Origin of the sequence: Halomonas sp. YLGW01 (assembly GCF_014840935.1) — a bacterium.
Lineage (GTDB): Bacteria > Pseudomonadota > Gammaproteobacteria > Pseudomonadales > Halomonadaceae > Onishia.
On sequence record NZ_CP062005.1, the window covers coordinates 2,093,528 to 2,114,058 of the forward strand.

At 61.0% G+C, this 20,531-nt stretch carries 12 protein-coding genes, 2 tRNA genes and 3 rRNA genes; 3 read left to right on the top strand and 14 right to left on the bottom strand.

The window, feature by feature from the left end; all coding sequences use genetic code 11:
• Positions 1-67: 67 nt before the first annotated feature.
• Complete coding sequence (locus tag IEJ03_RS09720) at positions 68-352, top strand: antibiotic biosynthesis monooxygenase family protein (RefSeq protein WP_192034672.1); 285 nt, start codon at positions 68-70, stop codon at positions 350-352.
• A gap of 69 nt (positions 353-421) precedes the next feature.
• On the opposite strand, the gene rlmM is transcribed toward IEJ03_RS09720, so the two are convergent.
• From rlmM to IEJ03_RS09785, 13 genes are all read right to left on the bottom strand, one after another.
• A complete protein-coding gene (gene rlmM, locus IEJ03_RS09725; protein ID WP_192034673.1) occupies positions 422-1,489 on the bottom strand; it encodes a 23S rRNA (cytidine(2498)-2'-O)-methyltransferase RlmM in 1,068 nt (355 codons plus the stop codon).
• Between the two features lie 111 nt (positions 1,490-1,600).
• Positions 1,601-2,020 (bottom strand): DUF2721 domain-containing protein, encoded by a 420-nt coding sequence (locus IEJ03_RS09730; protein WP_192034674.1) that lies wholly within the window; start codon positions 2,018-2,020, stop codon positions 1,601-1,603.
• Positions 2,021-2,189: 169 nt separating this feature from the next.
• Positions 2,190-2,305 (bottom strand): 5S ribosomal RNA (rrf, locus tag IEJ03_RS09735).
• Positions 2,306-2,420: 115 nt separating this feature from the next.
• Positions 2,421-5,306, bottom strand: a 23S ribosomal RNA gene (locus tag IEJ03_RS09740).
• A 212-nt stretch (positions 5,307-5,518) separates the two neighbouring features.
• Positions 5,519-5,594 (bottom strand) — tRNA-Ala (locus IEJ03_RS09745).
• Positions 5,595-5,610: 16 nt separating this feature from the next.
• A tRNA-Ile gene (locus tag IEJ03_RS09750) sits at positions 5,611-5,687 on the bottom strand.
• A gap of 99 nt (positions 5,688-5,786) precedes the next feature.
• Positions 5,787-7,327: ribosomal RNA gene (locus tag IEJ03_RS09755) — 16S ribosomal RNA — on the bottom strand.
• Together the 16S, 23S and 5S rRNA genes with 2 tRNA genes alongside form the textbook arrangement of a ribosomal RNA operon.
• Before the next feature lie 807 nt (positions 7,328-8,134).
• Positions 8,135-9,619, bottom strand: a complete 1,485-nt coding sequence (gene prpD, locus IEJ03_RS09760; protein WP_192034675.1) for a 2-methylcitrate dehydratase — start codon at positions 9,617-9,619, stop codon at positions 8,135-8,137.
• 113 nt (positions 9,620-9,732) lie between these two features.
• A complete protein-coding gene (prpF, locus tag IEJ03_RS09765; RefSeq protein WP_192034676.1) occupies positions 9,733-10,938 on the bottom strand; it encodes a 2-methylaconitate cis-trans isomerase PrpF in 1,206 nt (401 codons plus the stop codon).
• A 92-nt stretch (positions 10,939-11,030) separates the two neighbouring features.
• Positions 11,031-13,661 carry a Fe/S-dependent 2-methylisocitrate dehydratase AcnD gene (gene acnD, locus IEJ03_RS09770; RefSeq protein WP_192034677.1) on the bottom strand — a complete coding sequence of 877 codons (2,631 nt, stop codon included), beginning with the start codon at positions 13,659-13,661 and terminating at the stop codon, positions 11,031-11,033.
• 129 nt (positions 13,662-13,790) lie between these two features.
• The gene (gene prpC / locus IEJ03_RS09775) at positions 13,791-14,918 is read right to left on the bottom strand and encodes a 2-methylcitrate synthase (protein WP_192034678.1); all 1,128 of its coding nucleotides are present in this window, start codon (positions 14,916-14,918) and stop codon (positions 13,791-13,793) included.
• A gap of 95 nt (positions 14,919-15,013) precedes the next feature.
• Entirely contained in the window at positions 15,014-15,901 is an 888-nt protein-coding gene (prpB, locus tag IEJ03_RS09780; RefSeq protein ID WP_192034679.1) for a methylisocitrate lyase, read from the bottom strand.
• A 40-nt stretch (positions 15,902-15,941) separates the two neighbouring features.
• The gene (locus IEJ03_RS09785) at positions 15,942-16,652 is read right to left on the bottom strand and encodes a GntR family transcriptional regulator (RefSeq protein ID WP_192034680.1); all 711 of its coding nucleotides are present in this window, start codon (positions 16,650-16,652) and stop codon (positions 15,942-15,944) included.
• A gap of 258 nt (positions 16,653-16,910) precedes the next feature.
• Between IEJ03_RS09785 and pabB the strand changes: the two genes are divergently transcribed.
• Both pabB and IEJ03_RS09795 read left to right on the top strand, forming a co-directional pair.
• Positions 16,911-18,269 carry an aminodeoxychorismate synthase component I gene (gene pabB / locus IEJ03_RS09790; RefSeq protein WP_192034681.1) on the top strand — a complete coding sequence of 453 codons (1,359 nt, stop codon included), beginning with the start codon at positions 16,911-16,913 and terminating at the stop codon, positions 18,267-18,269.
• A 204-nt stretch (positions 18,270-18,473) separates the two neighbouring features.
• Positions 18,474-19,094, top strand: a complete 621-nt coding sequence (locus IEJ03_RS09795; RefSeq protein WP_192034682.1) for a phosphoadenosine phosphosulfate reductase family protein — start codon at positions 18,474-18,476, stop codon at positions 19,092-19,094.
• 200 nt (positions 19,095-19,294) lie between these two features.
• Here the strand turns inward: IEJ03_RS09795 and cysB are convergent, their stop codons facing one another.
• On the bottom strand, positions 19,295-20,266 hold the full coding sequence (cysB, locus tag IEJ03_RS09800) for an HTH-type transcriptional regulator CysB (protein ID WP_192034683.1): 972 nt from the start codon (positions 20,264-20,266) through the stop codon (positions 19,295-19,297).
• Between the last annotated feature and the right edge of the window lie 265 nt (positions 20,267-20,531).

Consider the following 20,531-nt stretch of genomic DNA (forward strand, 5'->3'; position numbering starts at 1 on the left):
CTTCTCGATCGGTTTGCTAGTGAAAGACTACGTTCTAGGAGATGGTTGTGGGAGATGGAGCAGCACCATGATTAAAGTACTCATCAGGCGACGCATCATGCCCGGGCTCGAGCAAGAATACGACCAGGCGGCGCGGAGCGCCATGCGAGCCTCGATCAACGCCAGCGGATTCATTGCCGGTGAAAGTCTGTGCGAGCGCAACCACGCGGATCGACGCCTGCTCATTACCCAGTGGCGCGATCTTGCCGCCTGGAAGGCCTGGTATCAGGGGCCGGAACGCGAGCGCGTCATGCAACATGTCATGCCTCTCCTCGTCGAGGACGAGGAAATCAACCTCTACGAACACTGCTGACAGCCGCCACGCCTGAGCGCCCTTCGGCCTGGTGGACAGGGTGACGGAAGCCTGGCTCCATTGCCCCGACTAGTGCTTCAGGCGCACATGGACCGTGACTTCTTCCCGATCATGATACAGGTGGTGGCAGCGAATCTCGGCCGCGACGCCGGCGTGCTTGAGCTTCTCGTCCAGTCGCGACAGACACCGCGACACCTCCGCCCAGCGCTGCTTCATCGGCAGTTTGAGATTGAAGACCGCCTCGCGACACCAGCGCTTGACCAGCCAGCGCTCGACCATTTCCACCACACGGATCGGCTTGTCGACGATGTCGCAGACCAGCCAGTCGAGGCGATTGGGCGGCTCCCAGGTAAAACCATCCTCTCTCAGATGATCGACCTGGCCCGTCGCCATCAGGCCCTTGTCCATGGGGCCGTTATCGATGGCATAGACGTACATCCCCTGGTGCACCAGCTGCCAGGTCCAGCCACCCGGTGCGGCCCCGAGATCGGCGGCCTGCATGCCCTCCCCCAGGCGCTCCTGCCACTCGTCTCGCGGCACGAAAACATGCCAGGCCTCCTCGAGCTTGAGGGTCGAGCGGCTGGGTGCATCCTTGGGCGAGCGCAAGCGCAGGATACCCCCCAGCCGCTCGCTGCGATTCCCTGGGAAACTCATGCCCAGCTGCACGCAATCCCCTGCGGTCCAGTACAGATGCAGACGCCGGCCGCCGGCCTTTCGCCGCAAGGCCCCACGCTTCTTCAGGATGGATTCTAGAGGACGCGAGAGCGCCTTGATCAAGGCGCTCAAGGCCTTGCCATCATTGGTGTCCGGGGTCTCCTGCCACAGGCTCTCGAAGCTCCAGCCGCTGGCCACCACCTGCTCGATGATGGGCGTCAGGCGATCATCCCGGGACAGGCCATCAAGAGGCGGCAGAGCCACCAGGCTCTGGCGGGCAAACACCAGGGAGGCCAGCGGCAGATCTCGGTGCAGGGCATTGACCGGCTCGCCACCAGTAAGTATGAAACGCACGAACCCGGCGTTGGGGGTTGCCTGAGGGTAACCCGACCACCCTAGGTGAGCGGCCTTGTCGGCAACTTCGGCGCTGAGATCGTTCTCGAAGCCCGGACGGCAATAGAGCAGCAACTGCTGGGGAATCATGTGACCTCCTGTGAAGGGGCGCTAGTCTAGCCGTCGACTGATGCGCTCACAAGCCGATCACATCACTCTAACAACAACCCATGCCTTGGCTACCCGGCGTTGAGGCCGCCCCTATCCCTTGCCGCGCAGCAGCGACTTGCTGCGCTCGAGGGCCTCGATGTCCTGCAACTGCACGTTGAGGGCATTGGTCGAGATCATCACTTCCCACAGCGAGAAGACCAGCGACACCGACAGACTGATCAGGCTGATGCCGAACAACACCATGCCGAACAGCTCGAGGGACATGAAGAGCGCAAACATCGACAGCGTACACAGCAGGAAGCTGAACACGCCGGCCATCTGCATGCGCTTGGTCAGGGTGATGCGCTTGCGCAGCAACAAGATCTGGCGCGCGGTCATATCATGGTGCGAATCTCGTTCCTGCTCTGCCAGCTTGCGAATCAGCTGAGCCAGGCTCAGGAAGCGGTTGGTATAGGCGAGCAGCAGCAGGGAAATCGCCGGAAACAACAAGGCAGGCGTCGTCAGCGTCACGGTACTCTCCAGATAGGGCCAGACAGGGGCTTGAGCCAAATAGGCGTGAGCCATAGGCAGGCCAAGAATAATTCGACTTTAGTCTTATTATACCCAAAATCGACGCCACTTTTCTGCCGACATGAAAAAACCCCGGCCTCTGGGAGACCGGGGTTTTCTCTGAATAAGTGCCTGACGATGACCTACTCTCGCATGGAGAAGCTCCACACTACCATCGGCGCTAAGCGGTTTCACTTCCGAGTTCGGCATGGGATCGGGTGGTTCACGCTCGCTATGGTCGTCAGGCGAAACGGGTTGATGAGTCGCCGTGGCGGCTCATCGCAATATGAAATCATGCTGACGAGATGCGTCTCGCGTATCCGTCAATTGTGCGCGTCATGCGCAGACCCCTTGGGGTTATATGGTCAAGCCTCACGGGCCATTAGTACACGTTAGCTCAACGCCTTGCAGCGCTTCCACACCGTGCCTATCAACCAGCTCGTCTTGCTGGGCCCTTCAGGAGGCTTACGCCTCGGGGAAGTCTCATCTTGAAGGGGGCTTCCCGCTTAGATGCTTTCAGCGGTTATCCCGTCCGCACTTAGCTACCCGGCAATGCCACTGGCGTGACAACCGGAACACCAGAGGTGCGTCCACTCCGGTCCTCTCGTACTAGGAGCAGCACTTCTCAAACTTCCAACGCCCACGGCAGATAGGGACCGAACTGTCTCACGACGTTCTAAACCCAGCTCGCGTACCACTTTAAATGGCGAACAGCCATACCCTTGGGACCGACTTCAGCCCCAGGATGTGATGAGCCGACATCGAGGTGCCAAACACCGCCGTCGATGTGAACTCTTGGGCGGTATCAGCCTGTTATCCCCGGAGTACCTTTTATCCGTTGAGCGATGGCCCTTCCATACAGAACCACCGGATCACTAGAACCTACTTTCGTACCTGCTCGACGTGTCTGTCTCGCAGTTAAGCACCCTTATGCTCTTGCACTCACTGCACGATTTCCAACCGTGCTGAGGGTACCTTCGTGCTCCTCCGTTACTCTTTGGGAGGAGACCGCCCCAGTCAAACTACCCACCACACACTGTCCTCGATCCGGATAACGGACCGGAGTTAGAACGCCAATGATGCCAGGCTGGTATTTCAAGGTTGGCTCCACTGCAGCTAGCGCCACAGTTTCCAAGCCTCCCAGCTATCCTACACAAGCAACATCAGCGTCCAGTGTGAAGCTATAGTAAAGGTTCACGGGGTCTTTCCGTCTAGCCGCGGGTACACAGCATCTTCACTGCGATTTCAATTTCACTGAGTCTCGGGTGGAGACAGCGTGGCCATCATTACGCCATTCGTGCAGGTCGGAACTTACCCGACAAGGAATTTCGCTACCTTAGGACCGTTATAGTTACGGCCGCCGTTTACCGGGGCTTCGATCAGGAGCTTCGCCGAAGCTAACACCATCAATTAACCTTCCGGCACCGGGCAGGCGTCACACCCTATACGTCCGCTTACGCGTTGGCAGAGTGCTGTGTTTTTAATAAACAGTTGCAGCCACCTGGTATCTTCGACCGCTTCACGCTTAGGGAGCAAGTCCCATCACGTTAATGCGGCGTGCCTTCTCCCGAAGTTACGGCACCATTTTGCCTAGTTCCTTCACCCGAGTTCTCTCAAGCGCCTTGGTATTCTCTACCTGACCACCTGTGTCGGTTTGGGGTACGGTTCCACAGTATCTGAAGCTTAGAGGCTTTTCCTGGAAGCGTGGCATCGATGACTTCCAGACCGTAGTCTGTTCGTCTCGTCTCTCGGCCTTAGGGTACCGGATTTACCTGATCCCCCAGCCTACTGACTTTCACCAGGACAACCAACGCCTGGCTCACCTAGCCTTCTTCGTCCCCCCATCGCAATACTGTGAAGTACGGGAATATTGACCCGTTTCCCATCGACTACGCCTTTCGGCCTCGCCTTAGGGGCCGACTCACTCTGCTCCGATTAGCGTCGAACAGAAACCCTTGGTCTTCCGGCGGGGGAGTTTTTCACTCCCCTTGTCGTTACTCATGTCAGCATTCGCACTCGTGATACCTCCAGCATGCTTCTCAACACACCTTCATTGGCTTACACGACGCTCCTCTACCGCTCGCCATTCGGCGAACCCGTAGCTTCGGTACCTGGTTTAGCCCCGTTACATCTTCCGCGCAGGCCGACTCGACTAGTGAGCTATTACGCTTTCTTTAAAGGATGGCTGCTTCTAAGCCAACCTCCTAGCTGTCTGAGCCTTCCCACATCGTTTCCCACTTAACCAGGATTTGGGGACCTTAGCTGACGGTCTGGGTTGTTTCCCTTTTCACAACGGACGTTAGCACCCGCTGTGTGTCTCCCACGCTGCACTCACCGGTATTCGGAGTTTGCCTCGGGTTGGTAAGTCGGGATGACCCCCTAGCCGAAACAGTGCTCTACCCCCGGCGGTGATACGTGAGGCGCTACCTAAATAGCTTTCGAGGAGAACCAGCTATCTCCGGGCTTGATTAGCCTTTCACTCCGATCCACAGGTCATCTCAGCATTTTTCAACATACTTGAGTTCGGTCCTCCAATTGATGTTACTCAATCTTCAACCTGCCCATGGATAGATCGCCCGGTTTCGGGTCTATTTCCAGCGACTGGTCGCCCAGTTAAGACTCGGTTTCCCTACGCCTCCCCTATACGGTTAAGCTCGCCACTGAAAATAAGTCGCTGACCCATTATACAAAAGGTACGCGGTCACAGAACGAGTCTGCTCCCACTGCTTGTACGCATACGGTTTCAGGATCTATTTCACTCCCCTCTCCGGGGTTCTTTTCGCCTTTCCCTCACGGTACTGGTTCACTATCGGTCAGTCAGGAGTATTTAGCCTTGGAGGATGGTCCCCCCGTCTTCAGTCAAGGTTTCTCGTGCCCCGACCTACTCGATTTCACACCAATCAGATTTCGACTACGGGGCTATCACCCTGTATCGCGTGGTTTCCCAACCACTTCGTCTATCAGTCATGGTGCTTAAGGGCTGGTCCCCGTTCGCTCGCCGCTACTAGGGGAATCTCGGTTGATTTCTTTTCCTCAGGGTACTTAGATGTTTCAGTTCCCCTGGTTCGCCTCCCAACACCTATGTATTCAGTGTGGGATACCCAAGTTACCTTGGGTGGGTTTCCCCATTCAGAAATGTCCGGGTCGCAGGTTGTTTGCCACCTCGCCGAACCTTATCGCAGGCTTCCACGTCTTTCATCGCCTCTGACTGCCTAGGCATCCACCGTATGCGCTTCATCGCTTGACCATATAACCCGAAAGGGTCTGATCCGCGATGACGTCACGACAATTGCCGGATACGCTTGAGACGTATCTCGTGCTTCTTCCTCTCGGAAGAAACGTTTGTCAGCATGATTCATATTGTTAAAGAGCGACTGTCGAACCGACAGTCACAAACCCGACATCATCATTTGTGATGATAGGTTTGTGACTGTGGACTCACAGGTGACTGTGTTGGGATGGTGGAGCCTAGCGGGATCGAACCGCTGACCTCCTGCGTGCAAGGCAGGCGCTCTCCCAGCTGAGCTAAGGCCCCTCTGACAAGTAAACATTGGTGGGTCTGGGCAGACTCGAACTGCCGACCTCACCCTTATCAGGGGTGCGCTCTAACCAACTGAGCTACAGACCCGGCTTACTAACCACTGGGTCCGCGACCCAAACAGTCTTATGCTCTGGCCGATCAGATAATTCATTGTGGACACTTGCCGAGAAGAGGCGAGTCGTCGATTAAGGAGGTGATCCAGCCGCAGGTTCCCCTACGGCTACCTTGTTACGACTTCACCCCAGTCATGAACCACACCGTGGTGATCGCTCCCCCGAAGGTTAAGCTAACCACTTCTGGTGCAGTCCACTCCCATGGTGTGACGGGCGGTGTGTACAAGGCCCGGGAACGTATTCACCGTGACATTCTGATTCACGATTACTAGCGATTCCGACTTCACGGAGTCGAGTTGCAGACTCCGATCCGGACTGAGGCAGGCTTTATGGGATTAGCTCCACGTCGCCGTCTTGCGACCCTTTGTACCTGCCATTGTAGCACGTGTGTAGCCCTACTCGTAAGGGCCATGATGACTTGACGTCATCCCCACCTTCCTCCGGTTTGTCACCGGCAGTCTCCTTAGAGTTCCCGACATTACTCGCTGGCAAATAAGGATAGGGGTTGCGCTCGTTACGGGACTTAACCCAACATTTCACAACACGAGCTGACGACAGCCATGCAGCACCTGTCTGTGCGTTCCCGAAGGCACCAATCCATCTCTGGAAAGTTCGCACGATGTCAAGAGTAGGTAAGGTTCTTCGCGTTGCATCGAATTAAACCACATGCTCCACCGCTTGTGCGGGCCCCCGTCAATTCATTTGAGTTTTAACCTTGCGGCCGTACTCCCCAGGCGGTCGACTTATTGCGTTAACTGCGCCACTAAGAACTCGAGGCTCCCAACGGCTAGTCGACATCGTTTACGGCGTGGACTACCAGGGTATCTAATCCTGTTTGCTACCCACGCTTTCGCACCTCAGTGTCAGTGTCAGTCCAGAAGGCCGCCTTCGCCACTGGTATTCCTCCCGATCTCTACGCATTTCACCGCTACACCGGGAATTCTACCTTCCTCTCCTGCACTCTAGCCTGACAGTTCCGGATGCAGTTCCCAGGTTGAGCCCGGGGCTTTCACAACCGGCTTATCAAGCCACCTACGCGCGCTTTACGCCCAGTAATTCCGATTAACGCTTGCACCCTCCGTATTACCGCGGCTGCTGGCACGGAGTTAGCCGGTGCTTCTTCTGCGAGTGATGTCCTTCCTGACAGGTATTAACCGTCAGGCCTTCTTCCTCGCTGAAAGTGCTTTACAACCCGAAGGCCTTCTTCACACACGCGGCATGGCTGGATCAGGCTTTCGCCCATTGTCCAATATTCCCCACTGCTGCCTCCCGTAGGAGTCTGGGCCGTGTCTCAGTCCCAGTGTGGCTGATCATCCTCTCAGACCAGCTACGGATCGCGGTCTTGGTGAGCCATTACCTCACCAACTAACTAATCCGACATAGGCTCATCCGATAGCGCAAGGTCCGAAGATCCCCTGCTTTCCCCCTTGGGGCGTATGCGGTATTAGCTTGAGTTTCCCCAAGTTATCCCCCACTACCGGGCAGATTCCTATGCATTACTCACCCGTCCGCCGCTCGACGCCTCCTAGCAAGCTAGGATCGTTTCCGCTCGACTTGCATGTGTTAGGCCTGCCGCCAGCGTTCAATCTGAGCCATGATCAAACTCTTCAGTTTAAAATCATACGGTCTTACCTTTCCGAAGAAAGAAGCAGACCAAACTTGGCTCAAGGTTCAAACGTCTCAAAAAGTCAGCCGAATTGGCTTCCTTTGACGAGTCGCTTGCCTTGAAGTATCGGTGACTGATCACCCCTTCATCGACAAGCGCCCACATGAATTATCTGATCGATTGTTAAAGAGCAGCTCCGAGCTCTTGAAGAGTGGAGCATCCCGCATCTGCCTGGCCGTTCGGCCGGCGCCCTGCGAGGAAGGCGTATTCTACTGAATCGGCAGTGAATGTCAACCCTTGCTTTTGTTGCTCACTCTAGATGACCGAGCGAACCAGCGGCGAGTTGAGCGCCGATTGAGTGGAGGAGCATTCTACCGTTTCCGGCGTTTTTGTCAATCCCGATATCGCCGAGCGATTCAAAAAACTTAAACAAAAACAAGTGCTTCCAACACCCTTTACCGCATCCGACGTTTGCTCGTCGGCGGCAGCGGATGCGTACTTTACGGATTATCGCGGACACACGCAAGGGCTTTTCTACGACTATCTTCAAAAACTGTCTGACTGCCGTAAAGCCTCTCCAATCCATAAAGGTAGTTCAAGGCAAGCGGCCCCTCTATATGGATTATCTGGGCAACTAAGGAAGGACCATCCTGCTACCCGATAACCAGACACTGGCGAACCCCACTCATACTAAAGGTGGCCTTCTATCTCCCTAGTAAACATTGCGCACATCAAGGTGCACGTCACTCCCCGCCGCTATATGCCTATATATGCCTTACCTCTTCCCCCATATAGAGCACAGAGGACAGGCGGGCTCAGATCACCAAGAGGTCGACGAAGCGATGGACCGGGGTAGCCTCGAGGCGCGCCTGATCCTCGCACAGACTCATGATGTCGTCGCAGCGACGTGGCGCAAAGCGGGTCGCCAGGTTGGCCCTGAACTTCTCCTCGAGCAGCGGGATGCCCTCTTCGCGGCGTCGGCGGTGGCCGATGGGGTATTCGACGGCGACCTGCTCGGTCTTGCTGCCATCCTTGAAGAACACCTGAATGGCATTGGCGATGGAGCGCTTGTCGGCCTCGAGATACTCGCGGGTATAGCGCTCGTCCTCCTGGATCTCCATCTTGTCGCGCAGCTGGTCGATGATCGGATGGTCCCGATGAAAGGTGTCTTCATAGTGCTCCGCGGTCAGGCTCCCGAAGGCCAGCGGCACGGCCGTCATGTACTGCAGGCAGTGATCTCGGTCGGCCGGATTGGCGAGGGCGCCCACCTTGGAGATGATGCGAATCGCCGACTCATGGGTGGTGATCACGATCTTGTCGACCTCATCGAGGCGATTCTTGACCTGCGGGTGAAGCGACATGGCGGCCTCGCAGGCGGTCTGCGCGTGAAACTCCGCCGGGAAGGCGATCTTGAACAGCACGTTCTCCATCACATAGGTGCCGTAGTCCTGACCGAAGCCGAACTGGCGCTGGGCCTCCGGCTTGATCTGCTGATCCTTGTTGGTCTTCGCGAACAGCACGTCATAGAAGCCCCACTGCGGGGCGCTGAGCACCCCGGGAATACCCATTTCACCTCGCATGGCGATATCGGCCAGACGCACGGCCCGCGAGGTGGCATCACCCGCGGCCCAGGACTTGCGCGAACCTGCATTAGGCGCATGGCGGTAGGTGCGCAGGCTCTGGCCGTCAACGAAGGCATGGGAAAGCGCAGCCAGCAGCTGCTCGCGATCGGCGCCCATCAGTTTGGCGACCAGCGCGGTGGAAGCCACCTTGACCAGCACGACATGATCGAGCCCCACCCGGTTGAAGGAGTTCTCCAGCGCGATCACGCCCTGTATCTCGTGGGCCATGATCATGGCCTCGAGCACCGAGCGCATGGTCAACGGCGAGCGACCATCGGCGACCCGCTGCTGTGACAGATGATCGGCGATGGCGAGAATGCCACCCAGATTGTCAGACGGATGCCCCCACTCGGCGGCCAGCCAGGTGTCGTTGTAGTCGAGCCAACGGATGATGCAGCCGATATCCCAGGCTGCCTTGACCGGGTCGAGCCGGAAAGAGGTGCCAGGCACCCGAGCACCATGGGGCACCATCGTGCCCTCGACCAGCGGCCCCAGGTGCTTGGTGCACTCCGGAAAGCGCAGCGCCAAGAGGCCACAACCCAGGGTATCCATCAGGCAATGGCGCGCAGTCTCCAGGGCCTCGACGCTGTCGATGCGGTAGTCCAGGACATAGTCGGCGATCCGTTGCAGCTCGGCATCATAGTCCGGGCGGACATTGGCTTGTGCGGTGACGTCCATGGCAGTTTCTCCTCTCCGGTGGCTTGGCTCCCCTCATTCCCGACCTCTTCACTATAGGAAGAGGCGTGCCCCCGGGCCCGTTGACTCGAGGCGCGACAACGCCAGACGGCCGATCAGAAGCTGTCGCCGGGCACTCTTACCCATCCTTCCATCAGCACACGGGCACTGCGGCTCATCACCGCCTGCTCGATCACCCAGCGCCCCTCCACCAGACTGGCCTCGGCGCCGACCCGCAGGGTCCCCGACGGGTGGCCGAAGGTCACCGCATTGCGCTTGCCGCCGCCGGCGGCCAGGTTGACCAGGGTGCCCTCGATCGCAGCCGCCGAAGCGATGGCCACCGCCGCGGTCCCCATCATGGCGTGATGCAGTTTGCCCATGGAGAGCGCACGCACCCTCAGGTCGATCTCGTCGGCCTCGACCGGTTTGCCGCTGGACGCCGTGTAGCTCGCCGGCGGTGCCACGAAGGCCACCTTGGGCGTGTGCTGTCGATCGGCCGCCTCACCAAGCGCCTTGATCAGCCCCATGCGCAAGGCCCCGTGGGCGCGGATGCTCTCGAACTTCTCAAGCGCCTCGGGATCGCCATTGATCGCTTCCTGCAGTTCGCTGCCGGAGTAGCCGAGATCGGCGGCATTGATGAACACGGTGGGAATGCCCGCATTGATCATCGTCGCCCGGAGGCGCCCCCCTTTCACGACATCTGCCGGCACCTCCAGGTCATCGACCAGGTTCCCGGTCGGAAAGATAGCGCCCTCGCCGTCCGCGGGATCCTTGAAGGCCACGGGCACCTCGGCAGCCGGGAAGGTCACGCCGTCGAGCTCGAAGTCACCGGTCTCCTGCACCTGGCCGTCGGTGATCGGCACCCGGGAGACGATGGTCTTGCCTATGTTGACCTGCCAGATACGCACCTCGACCACTCCGTTCTCGGGGATACGCGCGGGGTCGATGAGGCCGTTGCTGAGGGCGAAGGGGCCCACGGCGGCAGATAGGTTGCCGCAGTTGCCGCTCCAGTCGACGAACGCCTTGTCGATCGAAACCTGGCCGAACAGGTAATCGACGTCATGATCGGGGCTGTCGCTCTTCTCAAGGATCACCGTCTTGCTGGTGCTGGAGGTCGCCCCGCCCATGCCGTCGATCTGCTTGCCGTAGGGATCGGGGCTGCCGATCACCCGCAACAGCAAGCGGTCACGGGCCTCACCCGGCTGGCGTGCCGCCTCGGGCAGGTCCTGAAGACGAAAGAAGACACCCTTGCTGGTCCCGCCACGCATGTAGGTAGCGGGGATCCTGACCTGTGGAACATGAGTCTGGGGGACATCTGCCATGGAGATCACATCCTTGCATAGAGAAAGATCGACCCGGGGCCCTGAGGCGCCGGGTCGATGGGAGGTTCACCAGGTTCCGCTCGTCACCCGGTTCAACTGGCCGCCCCGACCTCGGACTCGAGGAAATCCTGAGCGAAGCGCTGCAGCACACCACCGGCGGAGTAGATGGAGACCTCCTCGGCGGTATCCAGGCGACAGGTCACCGGCACCCGGTCGACTTCGCCGGTCTGGCGGTGAATCACCAGCTCAAGCGTGGCACGCGGCGCCGGCGTGCCTTCGACGTCGTAGGTCTCGGTGCCATCGAGCTGCAGGGTATGGCGGGTGGTGCCCTCGCCAAACTGCAGGGGCATCACGCCCATGCCGATCAGGTTGGTCCGGTGGATGCGCTCGAAGCCCTCGGCGACGATTGCCTCCACCCCCGCGAGTGCCACGCCCTTGGCCGCCCAGTCACGGGACGAGCCCTGGCCGTAGTCGGCACCGGCCACGATGATCAGCGGCTGCTTGCGCGCCATGTAGGTCTCGATGGCCTCCCACATGCGGGTGACCTTGCCTTCCGGCTCGATGCGCGCCAGCGAGCCCTGCTTCACCTTGCCGGCCTCGTCCCGCACCATCTCGTTGTAAAGCTTGGGATTGGCGAAGGTGGCACGCTGCGCGGTCAGGTGATCGCCGCGGTGGGTCGCGTAGGAATTGAAGTCCTCCTCCGGCAGGCCCATCTTCGCCAGGTACTCCCCTGCCGCGCTGTCCGCCATGATGGCATTGGACGGCGACAGGTGATCGGTAGTGATGTTGTCCGGCAACACCGCCAGTGGGCGCATCCCCTTGAGGGTGCGTTCCTTGGCCATATTGCCTTCCCAGTAGGGCGGGCGGCGGATATAGGTGCTCTGGGGGCGCCACTCGTAGAGCGGGTTGACCAGCGAGTGCGCCCCCTTGTCCACATCGAACATCGGGATATAGGTCTGGCGGAACTGCTCCGGCTTGACGCTCTGCTTGACGATGGCGTCGATCTCCTCGTCCGCGGGCCAGATGTCCTTCAGCGTGATGGGCTTGCCGTCCTGGTCATGGCCCAGCGCATCCTTCTCGATATCGAAGCGGATGGTCCCCGCGATGGCGTAGGCCACCACCAGCGGCGGAGAGGCCAGGAAGGCCTGCTTGGCATAGGGGTGGATGCGACCGTCGAAGTTGCGATTGCCTGACAGCACCGCCGTGGCATAGAGGTCACTCTCGACGATCTCCTGCTGGATCTTCGGGTCCAGGGCGCCGGACATGCCATTGCAGGTGGTGCAGGCGAAGGCCACCACGCCGAAGCCGAGGTCCTCGAGCTCGGGCAGCAGCTCGGCCTCCTCCAGGTACATCTTCACCGTCTTGGAGCCCGGCGCCAGGGAGGACTTGACCCAGGGCTTGCGGGTCAGCCCCAGCCGGTTGGCGTTGCGGGCGATCAGGCCCGCGGCCACCATATTGCGCGGGTTCGAGGTATTGGTGCAGCTGGTGATGGCGGCGATGATCACCGCGCCATCGGGCATCTTGCCCGCCTTCTCATCCGCCTGCGCCTTGTCGCTGTCCTTATATGAGGGTATGGCGATGCCGCGCTTGGCGAGCTCCGAGGTGGGCAGATGGGCATGGGGGTTGGACGGGCCCGCCAGGGTGCGAGCGACCGAGGAGAGATCGAAGGTCAGCACCCGCTCGTACTCGGCGCCCTTGAGGCTGTCGGCCCACAACCCCGTTTGCTTAGCGTAGGTCTCGACCAGGGCCACCTGATCATCGTCGCGGCCGGTAAGCTTGAGGTAATCGATGGTCTGGTCGTCGATGTAGAACATCGCCGCCGTGGCCCCGTATTCCGGGGTCATGTTGGAGATGGTGGCGCGGTCGCCCACCGTCAACGCCTCGGCCCCCTCGCCGAAGAACTCGAGATAGGCGCCGACCACGCGCTCCTGGCGCAGGAACTCGGTCAGCGCCAGCACCATGTCCGTGCTGGTGATGCCCGGCTGGAGCCTGCCGGTCAGCTTCACGCCGACGATGTCCGGCAGACGCATCATGGAGGCACGACCCAGCATCACGCTCTCGGCCTCGAGGCCGCCCACGCCCACCGAGATCACGCCCAGGGCGTCGACCATCGGAGTGTGGCTGTCGGTACCCACACAGGTATCCGGGAAGGCCACACCATCTCGCTTCTGTACCACCGGCGACATCTTCTCCAGGTTGATCTGGTGCATGATGCCATTGCCGGGCGGGATCACATCGACGTTCTCGAAGGCCGTCTTGGTCCAGTCGATGAAGTGGAAGCGGTCATCGTTGCGACGGTCCTCGATGGCACGGTTCTGCGCGAAGGCATCCTTCTCGAAACCGGCATGCTCGACGGCCAGCGAGTGATCGACGATCAGCTGGGTCGGCACCACCGGGTTGACCTTGGCCGGGTCACCCCCCTTCTCGGCGATGGCATCGCGCAGCCCCGCGAGGTCCACGAGGGCCGTCTGACCGAGGATGTCGTGACACACCACGCGGGCCGGGTACCAGGGGAAGTCCAGGTCGCGCCGGCGCTCGATCAGCTGCTTGAGGGCATCGGTCAGCAGGGACGGTTCGCAGCGTCGCACCAGCTGCTCGGCGAGCACGCGAGAGGTGTAGGGAAGCGTGTCGTAGGCACCGGGCTTGATGTCCTCGACGGCCGCACGGGTATCGAAGTACTCAAGCGACGTGCCGGGCAAGGGGTGGCGGTATTCGGTGTTCATGGCGTCGGGCATCTCTTTTCAGGTGAGATCAGGGCAGGCGCGATCAAGGCAGGTGATATCAGGGCGCGTGGGGTGGAAAGAGCGTGGCGACTCAGCTGCCGCCGCCACGCTCATCCGCCAGGGTCGGCATCAATCGCGCTGCTCGACCGGCACCCACGCCTGCGGCTCCGGGCCACTGTAATCGGCACTGGGGCGGATGATGCGATTGTTCTCGCGCTGCTCGAAGACATGGGCGCACCAGCCGGTGACCCGCGAGCAGACGAAGATCGGGGTGAACAGCTTGGTCGGGATGCCCATGAAGTGATAGGCGCTGGCATGGAAGAAGTCGGCGTTGCAGAACAGCTTCTTCTCGCGCCACATCACCGCTTCTACCCGTTCGGAGACCGGATACAGCACGCTGTCGCCGACGTCCTCGGCGAGCTTCTTGGCCCACTGCTTGATGAGGGCGTTGCGCGGATCAGACTCACGATAGATGGCATGACCAAAGCCCATGATCCTCTCCTTGCGCTCGAGCATGCCCATGATCTCCCGCTCGGCCTCTTCCGGGCTCTGCCAATCCTCGATCATCGCCATCGCCGCCTCGTTGGCGCCACCATGCAGCGGGCCTCTCAGGGTGCCGATGGCACCGGTCACGCAGGAGTGCATGTCCGAGAGGGTCGAGGCGCAGACCCGGGCACTGAAGGTCGAGGCATTGAACTCGTGCTCAGCGTAGAGAATCAGCGAGACGTTCATGACCCGGGCGTGCAGCTCGGAGGCCGGCGCATCCCGCAACAGGTGCAGGAAGTGCCCGCCCACCGAGGCGTCGTCCGTGACGGTGTCGATACGCACCCCATCATGCGTGAAGCGATACCAGTAACAAATGATCGACGGCAGTGCCGCCAGCAGCCGATCCGCCACGTCCTGCTGCTGATCGAAGCTCTGCTCGGTTTCCAGGTTGCCGAGCATCGAGGCCCCCGTGCGCATCACGTCCATCGGGTGGGCATCGGCAGGAATCTGCTCGAGCACGGCCTTCAGCGCATCAGGCAGGTCGCGCAGGCCCTTGAGCTTGGTGATGTAGGCATCGAGCTCCGCCTGGTTAGGCAGCTTGCCCTTGAGCAGCAGGTAAGCCACCTCCTCGAAGCGCGCATGCTCGGCCAGGTCGTGGATATCGTAGCCGCGATAGGTCAGCCCGGAGCCGCTCTTGCCCACGGTGCACAGGGCGGTGCTGCCCGCGCTCTGGCCGCGCAGGCCGGCGGCTGCCTTGGGTTGTTCTGCCATGACGTGTCTCCTACTGGCGTGTGATCGATCTTGTCGTTGTTGTCGTGACGCTTGTTTACTGACGGCCGCCGCCGTGGTGGCGCCCGGTCGCTGACTCAGGCCTGCCCCTTGTCGGCGAAGAGTGCGTCGAGCTTCTGCTCGAAGCTGTGATAATCGAGGAAGTCGTAGAGCTCATCGCGGGTCTGCATGATGTCGACCACGTCTCGCTGATGCCCCGTCTCGGCGATGCTCTGATAGACCTTGAGCGCGGCGGCATTCATGGCACGGAAGGCCGACAGCGGATACAGCACCATGCGACAGCCGACCTCGCCGAGCTCCTGCTGACTGAACAGCGGCGTGGCGCCAAACTCGGTGATGTTGGCAAGAATCGGCGCCTTCACCCGGTCGCAGAAGGCCCGATAGTCATCGAGGCTATGCACAGCCTCGGCGAAGATGGCATCGGCGCCGGCCTCGATGCAGGCGTTGGCCCGGTCGATGGCTGCCTCGAGCCCTTCCTTCTGGAAGGCATCGGTGCGAGCGATCAGGTAGAAGTCCGGATCGAGGCGCGCATCGGCGGCGGCCTTGATGCGATCGACCATTTCCTCCTTGGAGACGATGGCCTTGTTGGGACGGTGGCCGCAGCGCTTCTGGGCTACCTGATCCTCGAGATGCACGGCCGCCACACCGGCACGCTGCATCTCCTTGACCGTACGCTCGATGTTGAAGGCCCCGCCCCAGCCGGTGTCGATGTCCACCAGCAACGGCAGATCGCTGGCGGCGGTGATGCGCCGAGCGTCCTCGACCACGTCGTTCATGGTGGTCATGCCAAGGTCCGGCAGGCCGAAGGAGGCATTGGCCACCCCGCCACCGGAAAGGTAGATCGCCTGATGACCGACTCTCTGTGCCATCAGCGCGGTATAGGCATTGATGGTGCCCAGGATCGGCAACGGACGCTGCGACTCGAGGGCGGCACGAAAGCGGGCACCGGGAGTTAGGGTGGTCATGGTGATCTCCTGTCTGGGAAGCGCCCCGGAGCGATGTCCGTCACGGGGTCGGTGAGGATTCCTGATCGAGAATGGCGGCATAGCGCTCGGCGACATTGGCTCTCGATGCGCTAACATGGCGACGCATCAGGAGCTCGGAGAGCTCGGCATCGCCGGCCTCGATGGCATCGACAATACGATGGTGCTCGACGAAGGCCCGCTGCGGCCGGGTGCCACTGGCGCTGAACTGGGTGCGATAGAGCCGCACCAGGTAATAAAGGTCATCACAGAGAATCGTCATCAGCATGCGATTGTGGCTGCCTTGGACGATCCGGTAATGAAAGTCGAGATCCCCTTCCCGCTGGAAGTAGGCTTCGCCACGCCGGAGATCGGCCTGGCGCTCATGCACGGCCAGCACCTCACGCAGGCCCGCGATCTCCTCGGCGGTCATGTGCTCGGCGGCGAGCCTGGCGGCCATGCTCTCCAGCGCCTCGCGCACATCGAACAGCTCGATCAGCTCCTTCATCGACAGCTTGACCACCCGGGCGCCGACATGTGGCACCCGCTCGATCAGGCGATGCGTCTCGAGCCGACGCATGGCTTCACGCAGCGGGCCACGGGAAATGCCATAGGCCTTGGAGAGGCCGGGTTCGGTGATCTTGCTGCCCGGCGCCAGGTCACCGCGCACGATGTCGCTCTGCAGCTGGTTGAAGACTCGCTCTGCCAGGGTGCGCACTTCCGGGGTCGAGAGATCGGGTGAGGACGTTGTCATGGGGATTGTCGACAATTAAATGATAAAATGAACTTTAGCTAGCCACCGTGATGCGGTCAATATGCAGATGACCCGCATGGGCTACACCTTTTGGTGTAAGGCTAAAGGCGAGCTCTCGCTCTGTTGTCGACAATATTACCAGAGATGGCGGAGCGAAGCTGAGTCTTTCCCGATTCGGCGGCAACACTGATGACACGAAAGGGACAAATGGCGTCGCGGCCCCTAGAATGTGGCGCTCGTTGAGGAAAAGCACACCCCATGAGTTCACGACTGGAAATCACGCCACTGCCCTATCGGCCGGACCCGCTCGGCTACTTTGGCCCGTTACGCGAGCGTCGCGGTGCCGTGCTGCTCGATAGCGGACGCCCGCAAGGTCCTGGGGGACGCTATGACATCATCAGCGCCGAGCCACTGGCCCTGATGAGTGTCAGCCCCTCCGGCCAGGTCGACTGCGATATCGACCCGCCGCTGCCTGAAGAGCCGATCGCCGCGCAGAAGGCCCTGCTTTCACGGCTCGCCGTGGAGGCACCGGAGAGCGACCTGCCCTTCCTCGGCGGCCTGATCGGCTATTGGAGCTACGACTTCGGCCGGTGCCTGGAGCCGATTGCCGGCCAGGCCGCGGACCTCGTCGACCTGCCCTGGAGCCGGGTCGGTCTCTATGACTGGGCGATCATCCAGGATCATGCGCTCGGCGAGAGCTTCCTGGTGGCCGATCGGAAGCGCCGCGCCCAGGTGGAAGGCTGGCTGGCGGCCGACGCCCCGATCAGTGCGCCCTTCGCCATCATCTCCCCCTTCGCAGGCGAGCAGGACCGGGCGGGCTATGGCGAGCGCTTTCGCGCCGTACAGCGCTATATTCATGCCGGCGACTGCTACCAGATCAATCTGACCCAGCGCTTCAGCGCCCCCTACCGGGGCGACCTGTGGCAGGCCTACCTGCACCTGCGCGAGGCGACCCCCACGCCCTTCGCCGGCTACATGGCCTGGGATGACAAGGCAGTGCTGTCGCTGTCACCGGAGCGGTTCCTGCAGTGTCATGCAGGCCACGTCGAGGCCCGTCCGATCAAGGGCACGCGCCCGCGAGGCGATACCCCCGAGCAGGATGTGGCCCTGGCCAAGGAGCTCAAGGCCAGCGCCAAGGATCGCGCCGAGAACGTGATGATCGTCGATCTGCTGCGCAACGACCTGAGCCGGGCCTGCGCTCCTGGGAGCGTGCGGGTGCCCCAGCTGTGCGGACTGGAAAGCTACGCCAACGTGCACCATCTGGTCAGCGTGGTCGAGGGACGCCTGGCCGATGATCAGACGCCGCTGGACATCCTGGCGGCGGCCTTCCCGGGTGGCTCGATCACCGGCGCGCCGAAGATTCGCGCCATGCAGATCATCGACGAGCTGGAGCCCAGCCGGCGCAGCGTTTACTGCGGAAGCCTGGGCTATATCGACCAGCGTGGGCACATGGACACTTCGATCGCCATCCGGACCGCAGTGGCCAGTGACGGGCAGCTGCACCTATGGGGCGGTGGCGGCCTGGTCGCCGACTCGGAGGAGGATGCCGAATACGTCGAGACCCTGGACAAGATCCGGCACCTGCTGACGGCGCTGAGCGACGCCGAGCCGCAGTGAGGAAGGCGGGGCCACAGACATGCCGGACACACACGTCAGCCCGATGCGCCATATAGCACCAGGCATTCTAACGACACCCTGACGTGCAATCATTTCGCTATATAAGAACCGAACCAATAGGTATTGGGGCCGGGGACAGGCGATTTGCTAGGGTATCGCCATTATCGGAACGCTCTCAGGTTCCTCATCATTTCAGGAGGCCCCATGGACTTTGACATCGACGCCATCAATCGCGACCTCGGCCACGACCCGGAGGCCATGACCCGCTGGGCGCTGGGCCTCGGTCAGCATGCCATCTGCACCACCAACTTCCGCCCCTTCGAGGCGGTGATCCTGCATATGGTCACCCGGGTCAAGCCGGACATCCCGGTCGTCTGGATGGACTCGGGCTACAACACCGAGGCCACCTACCGCTTCGCCGACGAGGTCATCAAGCGGCTTGACCTGAATCTGGTCAGCTACCTGCCCAAGCGCACCCGTGCCCACCGGGAAGCCCTGGAAGGCGCCATGCCGACCATCGATGACCCGCGCCATGCCGCCTTCACCGAGGAGGTCAAGCTCGAGCCCTTCACTCGCGCCCTGCGCGAAATGGCCCCGCAGGTCTGGCTGACCGCCCTGCGTGCCGAGGACACTCCCGAACGCGCCAAGATGCAGCCGGTGTCGATCAACGACGATGGCCTGATCAAGGTCGCCCCGGTATTGCACTGGAGCGCCAAGGACATGTACGAGTATCTGGTCAAGCACGACCTGCCCAACAACTTCGACTACTTCGACCCCACCAAGGTGGAAGACAAGCGCGAGTGCGGTCTGCACCTTCAGCACTGATCATCGAGTGGCTCGCCAGTCATCGTGTCAGTAGCGACTTTGGTCGTTGAAGACGAGAAGGCCCCGGCAACGCGAGTTGCCGGGGCCTTCTCTTGTCTGGTGTGCGCGGCTGCCTTGCCTTGTGCCGCTGTGCCGCACTGCCTGGCCACAGGCCGTCTTCATGACACCCGACGGGCGCCTGAGCGGCCTTTAGGGCGCGCTCAGCGCACCGGCAGCTCGATATCGGCAAACAGTTCCTGCTCGTGGCGCGGGCCGGCGGCCAGCGCCGCCTCGACCAGGTCGCGGTCGAGATGCGGCGCGAAGCCCTGCACGAAGTCGAACATGAAGCCGCGCATGAAGGTGCCGCGGCGAATGCCGATCTTGGTGGTGGAGCTCTCGAAGAGATGGCTGGCATCCAGCGCCACCAGATCATCGTCGGTCTCGGGGTCCACTGCCATGTGCGCAACGATACCCACACCCAGGCCGAGCCGCACGTAGGTCTTGATGACATCGGCATCCGCGGCCGTCAGCACCACATTGGGCGTGAGGTCCTGATTGCGGAAGGCATCATCGAGTTGCGAGCGGCCGGTGAAACCGAACACATAGGTGACCAGCGGATACTCGGCCAGCCCCTCCAGGGTCAGCTTGCCGGCCTCGGCCAGCGGATGGCCCTTGGGCACCAGCACGCAGCGGTTCCATCGGTAGCAGGGCAACAGCACCAGGTCATTGAAGAGCTCCAGCGACTCGGTACAGATAGCGAAATCGGCCTGCCCCTCACTGACCATCTCGGCAATCTGCTTGGGCGTGCCCTGCTGCATGTGCAGCGCCACCTCGGGGTACTTGCGGGTGAAGTCGCCGATCACCGGCGGCAACGCATAGCGAGCCTGAGTGTGGGTGGTGGCGATAGACAGGCTGCCGCGGCGCTCGTTGCTGTGCTCCTGGGCGACCTGCTTGATGTTGTCGGTGGTACGCAGCACCTGCCCCGCCAGATCGATGATCGCCTGGCCGGCGGGCGTTACCCGGGTCAGGTGCTTGCCGCTGCGGGCAAAGATCTCGACGCCGAGCTCGTCTTCCAACAGCCGAATCTGCTTGGAGATGCCCGGCTGCGACGTAAAGAGGCTCTGCGCCGTAGCCGAGACATTCAGATTATGGCGCGTGACCTCCCAGATATAACGCAGTTGCTGCAGCTTCATCCCCGAAACACTCCTTATGCCCGTGCATTGACCCGGCCGTCGACTCACGGTTTTAATACCGCAATGCAATAACATGATGTAGCATGATTACTTTATGCTATAAGCATAGCATATAACAATGCCCTGTGAGCGCGCAGCCTCGATGTCGAGACCATGGCCTCCGGCTATTGATCTGATTGGGGAACCGGCATTTGCCAGCGGCCTCGGCGGCCGCTAACATCAGCCGACTATGCTGAAACAGCACGCGTTCAACGCGTAATGCAAC